The 16,751-nt window shown below is 47.6% G+C and carries 18 protein-coding genes; all 18 read right to left on the bottom strand.

What is annotated here, in order from left to right; genetic code table 11:
• Positions 1–56: 56 nt before the first annotated feature.
• The 18 genes from ACRD67_RS07565 to ACRD67_RS07480 all read right to left on the bottom strand — a co-directional run bounded on the left by ACRD67_RS07565 (position 57) and on the right by ACRD67_RS07480 (position 16,518).
• Positions 57–815 (bottom strand): LytR/AlgR family response regulator transcription factor, encoded by a 759-nt coding sequence (locus tag ACRD67_RS07565; protein ID WP_430966460.1) that lies wholly within the window; start codon positions 813–815, stop codon positions 57–59.
• Positions 790–1,830, bottom strand: a complete 1,041-nt coding sequence (locus ACRD67_RS07560; RefSeq protein WP_430966458.1) for a histidine kinase — start codon at positions 1,828–1,830, stop codon at positions 790–792. Before ACRD67_RS07560 ends, ACRD67_RS07565 begins: the two co-directional genes overlap by 26 nt.
• Positions 1,827–2,825 carry a sensor histidine kinase gene (locus tag ACRD67_RS07555; protein WP_430966456.1) on the bottom strand — a complete coding sequence of 333 codons (999 nt, stop codon included), beginning with the start codon at positions 2,823–2,825 and terminating at the stop codon, positions 1,827–1,829. Before ACRD67_RS07555 ends, ACRD67_RS07560 begins: the two co-directional genes overlap by 4 nt.
• 103 nt (positions 2,826–2,928) lie before the next feature.
• On the bottom strand, positions 2,929–4,389 hold the full coding sequence (locus ACRD67_RS07550) for a hypothetical protein (protein WP_430966454.1): 1,461 nt from the start codon (positions 4,387–4,389) through the stop codon (positions 2,929–2,931).
• Between the two features lie 138 nt (positions 4,390–4,527).
• A complete protein-coding gene (locus ACRD67_RS07545; RefSeq protein ID WP_430966453.1) occupies positions 4,528–5,250 on the bottom strand; it encodes an aspartate/glutamate racemase family protein in 723 nt (240 codons plus the stop codon).
• Positions 5,251–5,287: 37 nt separating this feature from the next.
• Positions 5,288–5,428 carry a hypothetical protein gene (locus tag ACRD67_RS07540; RefSeq protein WP_430966452.1) on the bottom strand — a complete coding sequence of 47 codons (141 nt, stop codon included), beginning with the start codon at positions 5,426–5,428 and terminating at the stop codon, positions 5,288–5,290.
• Between the two features lie 65 nt (positions 5,429–5,493).
• On the bottom strand, positions 5,494–5,796 hold the full coding sequence (locus ACRD67_RS07535) for an ArsR/SmtB family transcription factor (RefSeq protein WP_430966450.1): 303 nt from the start codon (positions 5,794–5,796) through the stop codon (positions 5,494–5,496).
• A gap of 83 nt (positions 5,797–5,879) precedes the next feature.
• Entirely contained in the window at positions 5,880–8,672 is a 2,793-nt protein-coding gene (locus tag ACRD67_RS07530; protein ID WP_430966449.1) for an alpha/beta hydrolase family protein, read from the bottom strand.
• 141 nt (positions 8,673–8,813) lie between these two features.
• On the bottom strand, positions 8,814–9,530 hold the full coding sequence (locus ACRD67_RS07525; protein WP_430966448.1) for a cyclase family protein: 717 nt from the start codon (positions 9,528–9,530) through the stop codon (positions 8,814–8,816).
• A gap of 20 nt (positions 9,531–9,550) precedes the next feature.
• Positions 9,551–10,048: a cupin domain-containing protein gene (locus tag ACRD67_RS07520; RefSeq protein WP_430966447.1), complete on the bottom strand. Its 498-nt coding sequence runs from the start codon at positions 10,046–10,048 to the stop codon at positions 9,551–9,553.
• Entirely contained in the window at positions 10,048–11,241 is a 1,194-nt protein-coding gene (locus tag ACRD67_RS07515) for a Gfo/Idh/MocA family protein (protein WP_430966446.1), read from the bottom strand. Before ACRD67_RS07515 ends, ACRD67_RS07520 begins: the two co-directional genes overlap by 1 nt.
• A 27-nt stretch (positions 11,242–11,268) precedes the next feature.
• Positions 11,269–12,588 (bottom strand): alpha/beta hydrolase family protein, encoded by a 1,320-nt coding sequence (locus ACRD67_RS07510; RefSeq protein WP_430966445.1) that lies wholly within the window; start codon positions 12,586–12,588, stop codon positions 11,269–11,271.
• Between the two features lie 90 nt (positions 12,589–12,678).
• Entirely contained in the window at positions 12,679–13,122 is a 444-nt protein-coding gene (locus ACRD67_RS07505) for a BLUF domain-containing protein (RefSeq protein ID WP_430966444.1), read from the bottom strand.
• A 128-nt stretch (positions 13,123–13,250) separates the two neighbouring features.
• The gene (locus ACRD67_RS07500) at positions 13,251–13,952 is read right to left on the bottom strand and encodes a protein-L-isoaspartate(D-aspartate) O-methyltransferase (protein WP_430966443.1); all 702 of its coding nucleotides are present in this window, start codon (positions 13,950–13,952) and stop codon (positions 13,251–13,253) included.
• 62 nt (positions 13,953–14,014) lie between these two features.
• Positions 14,015–14,317, bottom strand: coding sequence for a hypothetical protein (locus ACRD67_RS07495; RefSeq protein WP_430966442.1), 303 nt, complete (start codon positions 14,315–14,317; stop codon positions 14,015–14,017).
• Between the two features lie 2 nt (positions 14,318–14,319).
• A complete protein-coding gene (locus ACRD67_RS07490) occupies positions 14,320–14,511 on the bottom strand; it encodes a hypothetical protein (RefSeq protein WP_430966441.1) in 192 nt (63 codons plus the stop codon).
• A gap of 33 nt (positions 14,512–14,544) precedes the next feature.
• On the bottom strand, positions 14,545–16,149 hold the full coding sequence (locus ACRD67_RS07485) for an FAD-binding protein (protein WP_430966440.1): 1,605 nt from the start codon (positions 16,147–16,149) through the stop codon (positions 14,545–14,547).
• Positions 16,150–16,155: 6 nt separating this feature from the next.
• Positions 16,156–16,518 (bottom strand): hypothetical protein, encoded by a 363-nt coding sequence (locus ACRD67_RS07480; protein WP_430966439.1) that lies wholly within the window; start codon positions 16,516–16,518, stop codon positions 16,156–16,158.
• Positions 16,519–16,751: the final 233 nt, after the last annotated feature.

The raw sequence follows: 16,751 nt of genomic DNA, 5'->3' as shown, positions 1-16,751 counted from the left end.
TGGGCTTAGCAAATTCCAAGGTATTAAATGCCCCTTTATAAAAAAAATGTGTTCGATCAAATTCCTTCGAACCATTGCTTAAAAGCACCCACTTTTTCGCGACTTACGACCACCTCTCGGTCCGTTTTTGGACGTAAGCTCAGTTTTAGGCGCCGGTTGGCGTAAACCACCACATCGTCTATGGTATTGAGTTGCACAATGAAACTGCGATTGATGCGAAAGAACTGTTTGGGAAACAACAGCTCCTCCAAGGTCTCCAAGGTGTATTCAACAAGGTATCTTCTACCCTCCGTATTCACAAGGAACACGTCCCTGCCTTCGGCATGGAAATAGGCAATATCCACGCTGGCTACGGAATGGATGTGGTTGCCAACGCGTACCAAAAAGCGATCTTTATAGGTCCGGTCCCTCAAACGTGGTACCAAAGGGGCAATATCGGTACCCTTGGAAAATTGTTCCTTAAGGGATTCCAGCTTGCGCAAGGCCCTGGAAAGGTCGGTAAAGGTAATGGGCTTTAATAGGTAGTCAATGCTGTTAACTTTAAAGGCATCAATAGCAAATTCATCGAAAGCGGTCGTGAAAATCACAGGCTTGTTCAACTGCACTTGGGAGAAAATCTCAAAGCTTAGGCCATCGATCAGCTGAATGTCCATAAAGAAAAGGTCTGCCTTGGTTTGGTGTTCCCTAATCCATGGAATAGCTGTTTCCAGGGCGTCCAGGACCTGTAGAATTTCCATATCCGCACTGTATTTGGACAGGTAGCGCGACAGTTTCTCGGCGGCCAAGGGCTCATCCTCCAATATGACTACTTTCATTCCAGTTTAGTTTTGGTATTTCAATGGTTCTATAAGGCGCCTCTTCCAGAATCTTAAGCGGCCGGTCCGAATAAAATTCATAGTTCCGTGCCACATCGGCCAGGTCTTCCATTCGAAATCCCTGTAGCAAGCGTTCCTCGGGCCTGTATTTTATCTTTATACTATCAGCATCTTCCCCGAGTTCAAGGAGCAACTTTTGATCTTCGGAAGCAATGGTAGTACGTATGATCCGTTCCACTATGGCCAATACACTGCCAGGCACTACCCAGGCCTTGTTTGGTCCCGCGCCTTTCAACCGTATTTTTCTATAGGGCAAATAAGCAAACAGACCCAGAAATTCGTTTAGGACATTCAGTTCTTCCCCAATGGGTACCAACTCGAGGTTCTTTTTGGAAAGGATATAACGGTACACCGAGGAAAAATAATCGGACTGAGCCTCAGCAGCATCGGGCCTTTTCTTCATGAGTACCAAGAGCGACTCCAAACTCTCGAACAAAAGATCCGGATTAATGCCGCGCTTAAACTTTAGAAAATCTGCTTCTACCTCCTGCTTGTTTGCCGTTTCCATGGCAAGGCGCTCCGTATTGATCTTGTACAAAAACTGATGGCTCAAGTATAAAATCAAATAGATCATCGTTACCACCACAAAGATGATGTTGAAGATAAACAACTCCCTGCCGTTGGGCGTATAGCCCAGCACTTCGGTAAAATAGAGGAACATGGCCAGGGAGACCAAACCTATACAAAGTGCAATGGAGCTAATAAGGTGCAACAGCAGTTTCGTGGGAAAACTGCTGGGTTTTTTTAAACGGGCGAACCCAAGGAGGGAGAGCCGGGCGTATTCTTGTATCAGGTAAGCCAAACCGATGCACACATACAATTCCTGGCCCAAAAACGCTTCCTCCAACTGGCCTATGTTGTTGTTGATCAACAGTATGAGCAAATACACCAAAGTGCCACTGAACAGCGGACTTAAGAGTCTAAACAACGGATGATGTATAAAAAGCTTTTTCATAGGATCAATGGCAATTGTACGGTAAATTCCTGGGCGTCCAATATGGCAATCGATTTATGTGCCAAAAGTTCGTATCGGGCCGCAATGTTTTTAAGCCCGATTTTTAAGGAGTCCATTTTTGGCCGTTTGCTGGTCTTGTTGTTGGTAACGCACAATTTTTTGCCCTCGATGGCAAGCTGTACCTTTAAGGGTGATGCAGCGCTCATTACATTGTGTTTGACCGCATTTTCTACCAACATTTGTAGCGTAAGGGGCGGTACCTTGCTTTGAAGCACTTCTGGCGGCAACTGTACATCTAGACTAAGATGGTTTCCAAAACGTGTTTTTATCAATTCACAATACGCCCTTACAAAGATTAACTCCTCGGTCACCGTCACCAAACGATCACCATAGGTCTGCAAGGTATATTGGTAAGAGTTGGCCAGGGCCCGAATGAAAACTTCGGCCTTTGCCGTATCCTTTTGGAACAGGGAGGAAAGCGTATTCATGCTATTGAACAAAAAATGTGGACTCAATTGGGATTTCAGGGCCTTCAACTGCAACTGGGTCTGCCTCCGTTCTTGCTGCAGTTCCAGTACCTGGCCCTTGGCATAGTGTTGATAGGAATAGGTGGCAAAATATATGATATTGTAGATAAGGGCCGCGCAGAAAAGCAGAATGGCAATTTTGATCAGCGGGTCATTGAGGTCCTCCCTTAAAAAAAAGGGCAAACCAGAAAGCTCAAAGTAAGACAGGAGCGCTATAACGATCAGGGCCGTCCACAACATCAAATGTGCCATCACTCCGCTGAGGAGCCTTAGTCCAGTATGTTTCTTCCAGGGAAGAAGTGCATTCAAAAGCGTATTGGCATAATGTGCCGCATAGGCCATAACAATGCCCAGCAGCGCACTGAGCAGTAGTTCCCAACTGCTTTGAAAACCACTGAAGTTGACAAAGCCGTAGATAAGTATCCCTAGTAGGGACCCTCCAAGCATTAGGCTCAAATGTCTTCGCATGTTTGGTTGGTATAAAAGGTAATCCCAAATCTGCTTCATCCTACCAAAATACTCAATATTATGATATCATAAGCTGAGCATCCTGGTAGCAGAAGAGGAAGGCTCAATTGTTAATGGCGCGGATAGCTTTTCCATAATGGGACCCCGATGAAATGTCATTGCACGCATTTCTATAGGCGTCCTTGACCTTGGTCCCTTTTTCTTTGACCGTAGGAGCAAAAGCGAGCAGTGTATCGGCATGATGGTAATCGGAACCAAGACTGGTGGTCGCCTCCAAAATACGAATCAACTGGGAATCCGTGAAGTGCTTTTTAGCCAGTTGTTTCAGCACAGCCGCTTTGTGGTTGTCCGAACTGATATCCCGTATGGCTTCGAGCAGCACAGCAAGACTACTGTCATCGATTTTTTGCTTTTGGATGGCCTTTTTTAATACGCTAGCCTGGTGATAATCGGAGCTCATACTACGGTCAACAAGTGCAAAAAGCTCTGAAAGCGAAGCCCCATCCATGGGTCTGTTGAGCAATTCGGTGAACACACTGGCAGCATGATGGTCAGAACTGATACCGTCAACGGATTTTAACAGTGTCCCATAATTGCGCTCGGACAGACCGGAAGTGGCCAAAGCGGTCTTCAACACCCTGGCCCGGTGATGGTCGGAACTGATGTCCCTGGAGGTTTTGACCAACAAATCCACATTATCCGTACCCAGAGATCGGTTCTTCAACACCGTCATAAGCACCTCTGCCTTATGGTGATCGGAACTGATTTCCTTGGTGATACCAAAGAGTTCTTTCATTTGTGGTTGGGAAATGTTATTATCGCGCACCGCTTTTTTGAGTACTTCGGCCATATGATGATCCGAATCAATTTGCTCGGCTGCCCTGATATAGGCAGCTGTTGAGGCTTCTGAGGCCAGGTAGGCGCTCGTGTTGTGTTTTAGGATTTCCGCCTTGTGGTGATCCGAGTCTATATCGTCTCCTACCACTTCCAAAATAGGAATCAGGTCACTGTTTTTGGGGTTTTTATTGAGCAGGAGTTTTATGTAGTACGATTTTACGTAATCGCTGTCCATATAATCCACTTCCTGCAATACGGCCTTGGTACCTCCTTTGCCGTACATACGATCCACCCGTTGCTCGGCAGCTATCGTGGACGACCGTAGGACCTCTGGGAGTATCTCGCCCAACCATTGACGACCCTCTTGTTCAAAGGCCCGTTCGGAACCGCCCACATAGTACTTTTTAATGAGTTTTCCGTTTCCATCGGCTTCCATGAAGATCCGCCTTCGGTTCCCAAAGGCAGATTTTTTAATTTCGAGATACCCTCCACGGGAAATTGCTACGATATCCTTGTCATCGTCAGACAAGGTAATCTCTCCTTCAAACTCGAGTTGAAAACTATTGCTCCTGCCATTGCTAAAGTTAATGGTCGTCTTTCCATTGTCGGAGTTAACGCTTATCGAGGTGCTCTTGCTCTGGGCCTGTGTTTCTGCATTGCAGATCAAACAAAGGACCAGTATCAGTTTTAAAAGAAGTGCGAAAAAAAGGCGTGCTAATTGTTGCATGACGTTCGTTTTTTGATTGATGATGTCACAAAGATGCTATGGGAATCGCTTTCCAAAAAATTAATTGTAGCGAACCGGACGTTCTTTGTATTGAATTGTACACACCTTGGGAAAACGAGCTTAAATTACATAGAAACATTATACCGATAAAGGTAAAGCTTGCACGGCCCAGTCCACCGCGGCATGAGCATGGATCTTTCCGGTATCGAAGGTAGGGTATCCCACTTCATCTGCCGTTACCAGGATTGGCAATTCCGTACATCCCATAATGATTCCCTGCGCCCCTTTATCTATAAGGTCGTCCATCAGTTTAAGACAAATCTCCTTGGAGGAGGTTGTAAACTTGCCCTTCACCAACTCGTTATAGATAATACGGTGGAGTGTCTTGCGATCGTCCTCCTCCGGGATGATGACGTCAATATCAAAGTTTTCTTTGATATAGCCCGTATAAAAATCCTTTTCCATGGTGAATTGGGTGCCCAAAAGTCCTACTTTGGTAAGTCCCTGCCGATGAATTTCCCTACCGGTGGCCTCCGCTATATGTAAAAAGGGAACCGATATGCTTTCCTCAATGGCGTCGCTAACCAAATGTATGAGATTCGTGCACAGCAATACCATGTCTGCCCCAGCCCTTTCCAGTTGCTGCGCCGCCGAGGCCACGACCTTCCCGATGCCCTCCCAATCTTCCGCAAAGGTGAGTTTCACGATTTGCGCAAAATCCACAGTGATCAGGATGCTCTTACAGGAATGGGTATCCCCTAATAACTGCTTTGTCCGTTCATTCACAAATTCGTAATAAAATTTTGAGGACTCCCAGCTCATGCCCCCAATGAGTCCTATGGTTTTTGTCTGTTCCTTCATCTTTATGGTTTTATCCGCACCTAGGTGCGGGTTTGTATTATTTTGTTTTGGACATGGCTTCGGCCCCACAGATATGTAAGCCGACCAGCCAGCATTCCAGACGTTTTGCCAGGCCTTGTCCTTTGTCGCAGGCAGTTCGATAGCGTTTGGCCGCCTGTTTTTTCAGATTATTTTCCATGACTTTTGTTTTAGTTAAACTTATTTATATTTCTAGAAATCTAGATATGATAAAATCAAAAAAAATTACAACTCTTGTTTTAATCCATCAATATAAGCTTGGATCACTGCTTCATCCCGTCGGTAGTAGGTCCACTTTCCATGTCGCGTCGGGATGATGAGTCCGGCCTGCTGCATGGCGGAAAGATAAGTCGATATCGTGGACTGGGACAGTCCGGCCTTGTCCTGTATATACCCTACGCATACGCCGTCATCAAAATGATCGATATCCTGATGTGGGGGGAAGTGCTTTTCAGGTAGCTTTAACCATTTTAGAATGTTTACCCGGGTGGTATTGGATAATATTTGACTGATTTCGGTGATATCCATAGGCAAATATATACAAAATATTTATATATCTAGAATTATAGATATGTTATTTCGTCAGATGCACGTTCGTGGCCCTTGAAGCCCTAATTATCGTCTGTTGCCGGGAGTAATTCGTAACCTTGATTGATACCTTTTTCCAAGGCTGGAACGCCACGTTCCATCCAAAGAGGCTTTGGCGCTCCCTTTAAGTAATGGTCAAAGTATTGCGCCATGCGTATATTAAAGTCTTTCCGGTTTTGGCGCTTAAGTGGCCAATGGGGCTCCCCATTGTAATTGAGAAACCAAGAAGGTTTTCCCAACCGCCGTAAGCTCACGAAAAATTCGATGCCCTGATACCAAGGCACATGGCCATCGGCATCGTTGTGCATAATGAGCAAGGGGGTGTTTATTTTGTCTATATTGAATATCGGGGAGTTTTCTATATAGCGAGACGGATACTCCCAGGGCGTTCCCCCAATCCTACTTTGGGTATGTTCGTACTGAAATTGCCTGCTCAGTCCGGTCCACCAACGGATACCGCCATAGGCACTGATCATATTGGGGACGGGTGCTCCGGATTCGGCTGCTTTGAAAATATCGGTCTTGGTCACCAGATAGGCAATTTGATAGCCTCCCCAACTATGTCCCTGCACCCCAATATTGTCTTTGTCCACAAATCCCTTTTCAATCAAGGAGGTAATCCCCGGTATCACACAGTTATAAGCACTTTCCCCGGGATACCCCTCCCTATAGTACACATCGGGATTAAAGATGAGGTACCCCCTACTCGCGTAGAAACTGTAATTTATGGTAGACCTGCCTGGAAACGGTGCCCTGTGGGTATGCAGACCATTGGAGCTCTTCTCATAGAAATTGACCAATAGCGGGTACTTCTTTTTGGGATCAAAATTCTCGGGTTTCACCAGCATGCCCGTAAGTTCCTTGCCATCCAAGGAAGTCCATTTCACCAACTCGATGGTTCCCCAGTTATAGCCTTCCTGCTGGGGATTGGCATTGCTGATTACCGTCTGTTTTTTGAGGCGTAAGTCCGATACCCTGATATCTGGAAAGCTAGTGAAGGACTGTCGCGAAAAAATGAGCTTATCACTGTACAAAGCCTTTTTGGGCGGCGAATAGCGGTACGGTTCCAGCACCAAGGTGGTGGCACCTCCCGTTTTGGGGTTATAGGTGGCATAGCCACTGTCCTTATTATCCTCGTCAAAGAGTCCCAGCAACCAGTTCTTGGTACTATCCAAAAAACGCTCTTCCTTATCAAGCGGTAGGTATCGGTATCTGATCTTGCGCTCTCTGCCCTTTGTTATCCTAACACCCTCAGTATGCTCCGGAGAGAACTTCCAGATATCATAACGGTCATAGAGCAAGAGTGCCCCGTCATCTTCCGTCCAACCAGCAAGTCCATAGGATCCAGGGTGATTTGGGACATCATTAATCTCGTTGTAGAAGACCTTGCCCTTGGTGAGGGCCGTGTATTTGCGCGACTTTATACCGTAGGTGAACCAGGTGCTGTCTACCACGTTATAGCCATACACATAATTGCCCTTGGGACTTAATTTTACAGTGCCCGAAAGCTTGCTCAAAATCTCGGTAATCTCACCAGAAACGGTATTCACAATGGCATAATCATGCGACAAGTTCCCGGTCCATTGCCGCTCCAGGGCATAGGGTTTTGAATTCCGTACCAGCGCATAAGGGGCATTGCCCTCATCACCCAGCTCCGCATTAGGGTATTCGGTGGTAGCCAGTTGTACCAACCCCCTACCCTGTGTCAGTTGTATAGTGGATGGGTAGGATTTAATACTGTCGTTTTTGAGCTGCAACTCTTGTACCGTGTAGAGTCTGGGCTCGTTATAGGTCCAGACCTCTACATTTACAATTTCATCCTCCACCAGGGTGGTGTCCTTAAGGACCTTTGGACCGGCCAGCCCAAAGAACAATTTTGATTCATCCTTGGAAAAGCTAATTTCCCCGTGTGCCGATACACGATATCCCTTGGGTGCGGAAGCGGCATCCACCAGTTTTTCGGCCCTTTCTTTCCCTTCCTCCCAATAGAACAATTCGGTAGGCCTGATCTGAACTTTCGTAGAATCGCTATCAGCCACAAAACCCAGCCGTTTCCCGGATTCGCTAAAACCAAGTTTAAAATATTTGGCCTTTGGTGCGCTGTGTACCTCGGTAAGGGTGTTGGTCTCCAAGTTGAGCATGTATACCCCTGCCTTGGATTTTTTATCCGCTCCCGAGCTGGAAAAGGCCAGGCGTTTTCCGTGTTTGGGAAGCGCATAATCCGTAACAAACTTAAAGGTATCCTGTTTTTGGGTCTTTAAATTATGTACCACCAAATGGTGGCCGTTTTTCTTGCCCACTTTTTTCTTTTTTTCTTTTTTGTCCGCCTCCGGTTCACCGGAAGCTTTCTTTTCCGGTTTGATCTCCTCTAGGTAATAGAACACGTGTCCAGACCATTTTTGCGGAATACGGTACGATTTTACATTGGCTATTTTAACCAACCTTGCCTGCTTCAAATCATAGATGCCCAAACTGTCCTTTGGAAGGTCTTCCTTCTTCACCTTTCTGCGCTTCATTTCAAGGACACTATCACGCCAAGGTTTTATCGTAAACAGCGCATAATTGGAGTCGTGCGTAAACTGGCCCTTTTCCGAACGCTCATATTGAAACACCGTCGTGGCCTTGGTATTTTTGATCTTTAGTGTCTGGTCGCCTTCACCCTGCTGCAAGGAAAACAGCACAAAATTTCCATCGGGTGCAATGGATTCATCCTCAATCGTATTCCAAATCTCAAAATCTGGATGATCTAAAATCTTCTTCTGCGCAAAAGTGGCCATTGTGGTAATCAGAAAAGTAAGAGTGACGAATACTTTCATTTTGCTCGTTTATTTGGACTATAAATATAATGGTAAACCAAGGAGTGTAAAACAGTTACCATTCTTTTTATTTGCTTCAAGGAAAAGCGTCCTAATATAGTAGCCTGAGCGCTCGTTTCGCCACATTTTTGGGAAGGAATGTTACTCAAAAACCGCAATGGCCCGAACTGGAGATCCCGTTCCTCCCCGAATCCTTAGCGGGAGCCCAATAAACCGAAAACGGCCCCGTCCTACAAGCTGCTCCAGGTTGATCATATTCTCGTAATGCGTAAATCCCAGTTCCCCACAAATACGGTGTACTTCCTTGTTGGAACGACCGGGGATTCCAGGCGCCATGGTCTCCACCCCAAAGGCAGCGACCTTTTGTTCACCCAACCAACGGGCTGCCGCGATGCTAAGTCCTGGGCCCTTGGACCAGTTGGCACTGCCGTACGCCCTTCTGTAATGATCTGTATGGAGCAACACAGTATCTCCGGACTTGATCTTTACAGCATCCTTGGCACAAGCGGCTTCCAGATCCCCAGGTTCCATGAATTCTTCCAGGCCCTTATGGGACAGGTCCAGACAGATTCCTTCTGTGTAGAACATGGACAACGGCATGGTTTCGATAGACTGTGCCCTATATTTCCTGCCCATATGGCTTAGGGCGTCCACATGGGTACCTGTATGCTCGCCCATTTCCAGTTTCAGTACGCTCGGTGAAACGGTCTTTGGATTCTTGATTCCCTCCCATTCCTCATGGGTGGCATGGGTCTTTATCCTTACCTGGGGCAATTTTTTGTACACGGGCATCCCAGAGAAAATCTCCTGGCTTAGGTCAATAATTTCGGGCAACTTTTCTTTCTGATTTTTTTCCATGCATGCAGCTTGGTCAGGTTTTATACCCTGGTAAATTGAATAATGATGTCTCTATGTTCCGGAAACTCCGCCAATAGGACCTCACGTTCGGGAAGTTCAAAGTCGGCAAAATCAAAACCCGGGGATACGGTGCATCCCACCAAGGCATAAGCGCCTCCATCTAGGGTACGTGCAGCAAACCAGTATTCCGCAGGTACCACAAATTGGGGTCGATGTCCTTGAGCTAGGTCGTTTCCAATGATTACCTCGGAATGTTTCCCAGTATTCGAAATCATATGGAGTTCAATGGGTGTACCTTCATAGAAGTGCCAAATCTCATCCTGTCTGATTCTATGGAAGGCCGAAAACATATCTGAAGTCAAAAGAAAATAGATACAGGTGGCAAAGTTCCTTTGGGCATTCTTTCCAAAGTCCGCTACCGTAGTAGCACCCTTGCTTCGGTAGGTCTCCCTAAAATACCCGCCCTCTGGATGCGGGACCAGCTCCAGTTGTCGGATGATCTGTTGTGCCCTATCCATCAATCTGCCGTTACTATCCCTGTTTGGTCCGCATTGAAGCTTGCCCTTTGCCCGGACCAGTAGGCCGCCGCGGCCAAGTGCGACGGCTTAACGGCCTGCAGGCCTATATCGATTGGGGCGGTGAGTTTGGCGTCGCCTTTTAGCGCGTCCAAAAAATTGGTGACATGGGCCGTATCCAGACTTTCGGTGGCCTTCACTTCAACGGCTTCCCCGCTGTGGGGCGTGTAGATGTACCCTGCCCGAAAGAGTTCCAGTTTACCCTCCGTGCCGTGGAACAGGACCGAGTCGTGGGTGTTTTTAATGGGTAGGACAGAACATTCAAAGGTAAAGTTCCATCCGCCCTTGTACTGTAAAATGGTATTTACCGTATCCGGATTGCTCCTACCGTCCTTGAGGTGATAGATGCCCCCGGATGTCACCGCGTTCAAGGGATCCGCATCGTCCATCATCCACTGGGCCACATCGCCCCAATGCGTAAGAAGGTCGGACAGGATGCCGGTGCCGTATTCCTTGTAGTGACGCCAACCATCATACCGGGCCCATTCATAGGGTACTTGGCGGGAATCTCCCAAAAAGGTCTCCCATTTGAAGTTCCTGGGCCGGGGCTGTGGTTCAATTTTCCTACGCTGCCAGCCAAAATTGCTCCAGACCGCCCGTACGAATACGATATCTCCCAGTTTTTTGGAGCCTCCAAAAAACTCTTCTTTCACCTGCTTGTACAGTGCACCGCTGCGCTGTTGGGTACCGGTTTGGCAGAGCACCTGGCTTTGTTGTACGGCGGCTTTTATTTTTGTTCCTTCCCTATAATGTAGGGTGACGGGCTTTTCCAGATACAAGTGTTTTTTGGCAGCCAAAATCCGCTGAGCATAAGCGGTGTGCAGATGATCCGGGGTGGCCAGGATTACGGCATCCACATTTTTATCTGCCAGGACTTCCTCCAACTCGTAAGTTCTGGCAATCTTGGGAAGTGGCAACTGCGCCTGAGCCCGGTTCATTTGCTCGTCCCAAACATCACATAGGGACAGGGCCGCAATCCTATCGGTCTCCAACATTTTGTTCAACACCCATCTCCCCCTCCTTCCGGAACCCACCAGGGCAACACCTACGCGGTCGTTGGCACCTTTGATTCGGCCATAGGAGGCCGCGGAGAGCACCATGGCCCCTGTGCTCATTAAAAAATCTCTTCTTTTCATATCGTCCTGTGCTTTAGATTCCGGTATTTATTCCGCCGCCGCGGCATGTCGCCATTCCATACCAACGGAAGTACGTGGTTTGAAGCCCTTCCAATTGCCCGTATTGGCATCCTCACTAAGATCTAAGTATTCCCCATACGCTTTGTCCTGCAAATGGATGCCCAAAAAAGCGGTAATAAAATGTTGATTAACATTATTGATCCGTCGCATATCCCATACGGAATCCGCGTAGCGTAAATATTCGTTGATGTCCAGACCGGGTTTCATGGTAACTTCGGCAGGCGGATTGGGCGCTACGTTATGTCGGGCATTGACATACGTGAGCAAATAGCGGTCGCTGTTCACAGCGCCCTCATAAATGGCCTTGACTCCTTTCTCATAACCGGAAATATCATCCTGGCTGCCCGAGACGAAGAGCGTGGGTGTTCTTAGGCCTGCCAATCCCTTGGCATCCCATACCCCGTTGGCCATACCCCAAGGCGCCAGGGCCACAAAGGCCTTGATCCGCTGGTCTATTGTACCGGTATAGGCTTCATGGTCCATACCGCGTTTATCCAGGGCATCGCTACCGCCCGTTTGTCCTTTGAAAAAACCTAAGGCTGTGGCACTGTAGCCTGCACCACACGTATTCAGTCCCCCATAGCCGCCCATGGAATATCCTATGAGCCCGGTACGGGAAGTATCTACCTTTCCGGAAAGAAAACTATCGGAACCACTTTGGCCCAGACGGTCCATTTCGTTGAGCACAAAAAGTTGATCCAAGGACCGATTGACCAGCGTACTGGTAAAATGACCGGCATCCCTATAGGTGGAATCGGTATGATCTATGGACGCTACTACATAGCCTTTGGAGGCCAGGTTTTCTGCCAGATAGGTAAACAAAAACCGGGAGCCCACATAACCATGGGAAAGAATGACCAAGGGATAGGGAGTATCCGTATCCATGATCGCTGCATCGCGCAAAGCCCTGCCTTTAAAGGTAAAGGGCGTCACAGGTCGCCCCGGTGTCCCGTTCCTACCAAGTACCTGGGTATATTGTTCTATTGGTGTGATGCCCACCGGAATGGTGGCGGGATACCACAACTCTATGGTGATGGGCCGGTCATAGAGGGGCGCTTTTCCCTCCTTTATATTCAAGATATCGGCTTGGTTTTTATGCACCAATTCCAAGGTTTGTACCCCTACCCCATAAGCACCACGTTGGGCCAGTTCGGGTGCGTCCGGGAGGGCATCCCCGAACACAAATTTGTGCTCTTCTTCCGGTATGGTAACGGCCCTGTTCCAGGCAATTCCCAAGGCTATTGCGATGCCCAAAAGGACAAAAAGATACTTGGTACGTGCGTTCATTTGTTTTGGTTTTGGCGTGATGCCCCTAAATTTAGTAAAAGTTTTGTTGTCCCCTACAGAAAAAGGAGAATGGAGGCTTGGGAAGCTGTATTAACGATAACGTTCGGAATGTTTGGTACCCAGGAGCCGTTTGGCCGTGCGCCAGAAAAACTTGGAGGTAGGATTGGGATCCATGGCATTGTCCGCATCCTGGATATAGGAACCCACCAGAAGTCTGAGGAACTGAAGTTGGTCGTTTTCGCCCATAAAATTTTCAAAAGCCATTTCCCATTTTTTGAATTCCCTCTTTTCGATATAGCCGTGCGAAAGTAAAATAAGGTCCTTATGGCGGGGATCCTTGTTGATCTTATCAAAAAGGGTCAGCACCTTTAGCTGATTTCCTTCAAGATATTGGATAAATACGCCGTCATAATGCAACAGGCAGCCCGTAATCCCTTGGGTTTCATTGAAAACCCTGGCCTTTTCGAGCATTTCCTGAATTTGGACCGGTTCAAAAATAGGGTCGGCAATGGATTTATAGACCAGGCAGAACATAAATGATTGGTAATTTGTTTTTAGGTGAACGACTTCATAAATATACTTCTTTCGTACAAAAAATCATAGCAATACTCTTACTTTAAGCAGTAATACGGTCAACAGGTCGGATTAAAACGTCCACTTTTCTACTCCTCCCGTGTGAAAGGCACAAAACGTACGGCCATAAGGTTTTTGGTCACTACCTTGTCCTTCTTTTTGATGGCCAGGACCAGTTGTTTAGTAGTATAGCGACCCAACGGGATAATGAGGCGCCCCCCTATTTTAAGTTGCTCCAATAGGGGTTCCGGTATGGTGTCGGCCCCGGCGGTAACCATGATGGCATCAAAGGGGGCCTGGGCCGGCCAACCATGGTAGCCATCTCCACGTTTCACTTTTACATTGCCGTAGCCCAAACGATCTAGGCGTGCCTTGGCGCTTTCCGCCAGTTCCTTCACGATCTCTATGGTATATACCGAATCCACGATCTTTGCCAATACCGCGGCCTGATAGCCCGATCCGGTACCTATTTCAAGCACCTTTTGTCCCGAACGTAGTTGTAGTGCCTGCGTCATAAAAGCCACAATATAGGGTTGGGAAATGGTCTGCCCCTTACCAATAGGTAGGGCATTATCCTCATAGGCGTATTGCTTGATCCGCTCCGGTACAAACTCGTGTCTGGGAACATTCAACATGGCAGCGAGGGTGCCCGGATCTGTAATATCCCTGGCCTGTAACTGTGTTTCTACCATTTGCTCCCTTTTACTTTCCTCCGCGGTCTGACCAAAGGCCATTGCTGTCGCAAAAACAAGGGCCGCCACTATACTGATCCGCTGTTTTACTTTTAACATGGCTTACAAGACATTGCATGTTAGTAAGTTACGAAAATTAGGGCAAACAAGCACCTTCGTTCCTAGGTGGTATCCGTATTGGTCCCCGTAGCGTACTTTTCCTTAAAATAGAAACCGATGATAAAGCCCAGCGGTCCTGATAAAATGGAGGACACGGTAGTCAATAGGTCTTTGTAGTCCTGGATCTGAAAATCTTCGGTGGTATAGCCGATGATGAAGGTCACGAAAATGACGCAGAAGAAAAGAATAACAAACACCATGGCCAGGGTGCCCCGATTCCTTTCCCGCTTTTCGTCTACCGTAGATTTTTCCACGGTTACTTTATGGATCCTCTCGCTAAGATCGGTAAGTACATTACTTTCCATGACTATTTCTTTCTTTGAATTTTAAATCTGGGATAGTCCCGCTCCAACTCGGATCGCAGTGTGGCCTCGATCTGGTCTACCTCCTTGGCATCGGGGGTCTTTAGGTCCTTGTTCATCTCCAAGATGCGCTGTAGGATTTTCTTTGTGAGCCGAAGTTCGTATTCCAGCTCTACCCTAGTTTTTTCAATCTCCATATTACTTATTTTTAGTGGGTTAGATTCTTTTATTTAAGCTAACGATGCAATAAGGTTTGGTGGAATTTGCTGTTGCTTATCGGCAAGCCCTGTACGTTCCAAAAAATCATTGGAGAACAACTGTTGCATGTTATCGGAAAGCAGGGCGCTTCTATAGGTCTTCCAACTGGTGGCGTCGTTGCCGTACATATGGGGAATGAGTCCCGGAAAGTCCCAATCCGAATTCTTGCCCCAGTGAATGGTAAACGGAATGTTGTGCTGTTGCAGTACCTGTATCATACGTCGGGAATATTCCGTTAGGCTCATAATACTGTTCGTTTTTTTCCAGAGTACGCCATCGATCTCCAACATACAGGTGATGGGAAAGCGCGCAAAGGACAGTGTGCCTTTTGAGCGTTTGATGAAGCGCATGGCGAATATACCAGGAATGGGGCCCTCGTTCTTGGTCATATCGGTTAGCACCTGCAGTGCCTTGGGAGAATCCGTATGGCTTACCCCTACCGAACAAGCAAACGCCGGACCCTGATAGGGCGCGTCCCAAAAAGTCTCGGCCAAGGTACCCGTAGAAACCTCGTTCACTGCAGGAAGGATGGTCTTCTCCAACCGTTTAATGAACCAGGGGATACTCTTGGGAAATTGCTCACTGATCTTGATCAAGAGATAGATAAGGTCCTTGTAGATCGAGGTTTTGATTACCGGAAAGGGGTCGGGATAAGGTACTGCATAGGGTTTTTTATAGATCAGCTCCACAATGCACTCATCCGTATTGGGGTAGGGATTGATGAATACCTTGTAATGATAGGGCCGTTTGCCCTTTCCCTGGGCATCGGTCTCCCCTGCGATGGTAAAGGTGGAATTTTTGAAATCCATCGTCTTGGCCAGGTCAAAGGCCGTCTGTTTTTTTACCTTTCGCACGTAGCGTTTTAGCAGAAAGCGATCTTCCGCCTCAATGACCACGCCGTGAATAAACCCAAAGGCGCCCAGGCCTACGAGCACGGCATTAAAGAGTCCGTCGTTGCGGATTACCTTGGCCTGTATTTTTTGGGCAAAGGCGTTGCTCAGGGCCGGTTGGGTGTGCCGCTCCAGGTACACGATATCGCCCGGATCCGGACCAATAATCAGGTTAAGGCCTACCACATAGTCCTGCACGGAACCTACGTCCAGTGCGGAGCCGTGCACGCCTGTGGAAATACAGCCCGCTATGGTCTGCCCGTTGCTGGCCCCGGTGGTCTTTAAGGATTTCCCATGGGTGGCGAGCACCTCGGAAACCCGTTTGATTGTGTTTCCGCACTCAAAAAGAAACAGGTTAGCGGCATTGTAAGGGCTGTTTTGGTGAAGGTCCTGGGGAGAAAGTGACATCCCAATGTTCATAAAGCCGTTGTAATGCATCTGGTCCTTTTGATGGGCGATGCTAGACATGGACCAGCGCGAGCCATAGGCCCTAAAGCCCTGGTTGGCATTGTGGGCCTCTTTGATGAGTCGGCGTATTTCCTTTGCCGCATCGTTATAGCGATCGATCTTTGAAGGCAGGTTCCCCTGCCCTTCCAATTCAGTGATATGGAGGCTTTTTAGTGGAAAGGGACCGTTGTTGTGCAGCGTGTCCCATTCTGTTTTAGGGTGTGTCTTGGTGGTGGCCATGGGTTTTTAATTGGTGGGTTTCATACATACATATTTAATCCTTACCCTTCGTTTTCTTCCAAAGGTAATGCCGCTCAACAGCACGCCGCCCAGGGTGCTGCGGTATTCCACGGTGTGCAGTTTGCCCGTGGGGCAAAGGTCGGTTTCCTTGATCAGGAGGGTAAAATCCTTGGTAGTTAGATCGATACCGATGGTCGTGTCGAGCTCTACTACCTGCATATCCCGATAATAATCGGTCCGGGTACTCAATGGGTCGGGCATGGGCGCACCGTTTACGCTTCGAAGCCGAACGGAGTAGCACGACTGAAAGAGAAGCAGGACAAAAAAGGCAAACAGGAGGATGGGAAGGACAATTCTCAGGAACTTCATGGTTTGGTTTTTAAGCGTTCAAAGAAAAGTACCTTTTTTCCCTATGAGCTGAAAGAAGATTTGTACGAATGGTGGGAAAGCTTGTGTAAATCGTGGTTGTGCACAATTAACAATTAGCAATAAACAGTTAGCAATTGGCAATAAATGAGAAACCGGAAGCAATGAACAGTTGACAGTTGGCAGTAAGCAGTTTTCAGTTGGCAGTGAACAATAGCGGCTGGTATTGAAATGTT

Source organism: Eudoraea algarum (assembly GCF_050589645.1).
GTDB lineage: Bacteria > Bacteroidota > Bacteroidia > Flavobacteriales > Flavobacteriaceae > JBNGOQ01.
The sequence above is the reverse complement of the archived record's forward strand: the minus strand, read 5'-3'. Positions and strand labels throughout refer to the sequence as shown.

Coding starts and splice junctions, on each gene's coding strand:
- ACRD67_RS07565 (WP_430966460.1), bottom strand. CDS start 815: ATGAAAGTAGTCATATTGGAGGATGAGCCCTTGGCCGCCGAGAAACTG.
- ACRD67_RS07560 (WP_430966458.1), bottom strand. CDS start 1,830: ATGAAAAAGCTTTTTATACATCATCCGTTGTTTAGACTCTTAAGTCCG.
- ACRD67_RS07555 (WP_430966456.1), bottom strand. CDS start 2,825: ATGCGAAGACATTTGAGCCTAATGCTTGGAGGGTCCCTACTAGGGATA.
- ACRD67_RS07550 (WP_430966454.1), bottom strand. CDS start 4,389: ATGCAACAATTAGCACGCCTTTTTTTCGCACTTCTTTTAAAACTGATA.
- ACRD67_RS07545 (WP_430966453.1), bottom strand. CDS start 5,250: ATGAAGGAACAGACAAAAACCATAGGACTCATTGGGGGCATGAGCTGG.
- ACRD67_RS07540 (WP_430966452.1), bottom strand. CDS start 5,428: ATGGAAAATAATCTGAAAAAACAGGCGGCCAAACGCTATCGAACTGCC.
- ACRD67_RS07535 (WP_430966450.1), bottom strand. CDS start 5,796: ATGGATATCACCGAAATCAGTCAAATATTATCCAATACCACCCGGGTA.
- ACRD67_RS07530 (WP_430966449.1), bottom strand. CDS start 8,672: ATGAAAGTATTCGTCACTCTTACTTTTCTGATTACCACAATGGCCACT.
- ACRD67_RS07525 (WP_430966448.1), bottom strand. CDS start 9,530: ATGGAAAAAAATCAGAAAGAAAAGTTGCCCGAAATTATTGACCTAAGC.
- ACRD67_RS07520 (WP_430966447.1), bottom strand. CDS start 10,048: ATGGATAGGGCACAACAGATCATCCGACAACTGGAGCTGGTCCCGCAT.
- ACRD67_RS07515 (WP_430966446.1), bottom strand. CDS start 11,241: ATGAAAAGAAGAGATTTTTTAATGAGCACAGGGGCCATGGTGCTCTCC.
- ACRD67_RS07510 (WP_430966445.1), bottom strand. CDS start 12,588: ATGAACGCACGTACCAAGTATCTTTTTGTCCTTTTGGGCATCGCAATA.
- ACRD67_RS07505 (WP_430966444.1), bottom strand. CDS start 13,122: ATGTTCTGCCTGGTCTATAAATCCATTGCCGACCCTATTTTTGAACCG.
- ACRD67_RS07500 (WP_430966443.1), bottom strand. CDS start 13,952: ATGTTAAAAGTAAAACAGCGGATCAGTATAGTGGCGGCCCTTGTTTTT.
- ACRD67_RS07495 (WP_430966442.1), bottom strand. CDS start 14,317: ATGGAAAGTAATGTACTTACCGATCTTAGCGAGAGGATCCATAAAGTA.
- ACRD67_RS07490 (WP_430966441.1), bottom strand. CDS start 14,511: ATGGAGATTGAAAAAACTAGGGTAGAGCTGGAATACGAACTTCGGCTC.
- ACRD67_RS07485 (WP_430966440.1), bottom strand. CDS start 16,149: ATGGCCACCACCAAGACACACCCTAAAACAGAATGGGACACGCTGCAC.
- ACRD67_RS07480 (WP_430966439.1), bottom strand. CDS start 16,518: ATGAAGTTCCTGAGAATTGTCCTTCCCATCCTCCTGTTTGCCTTTTTT.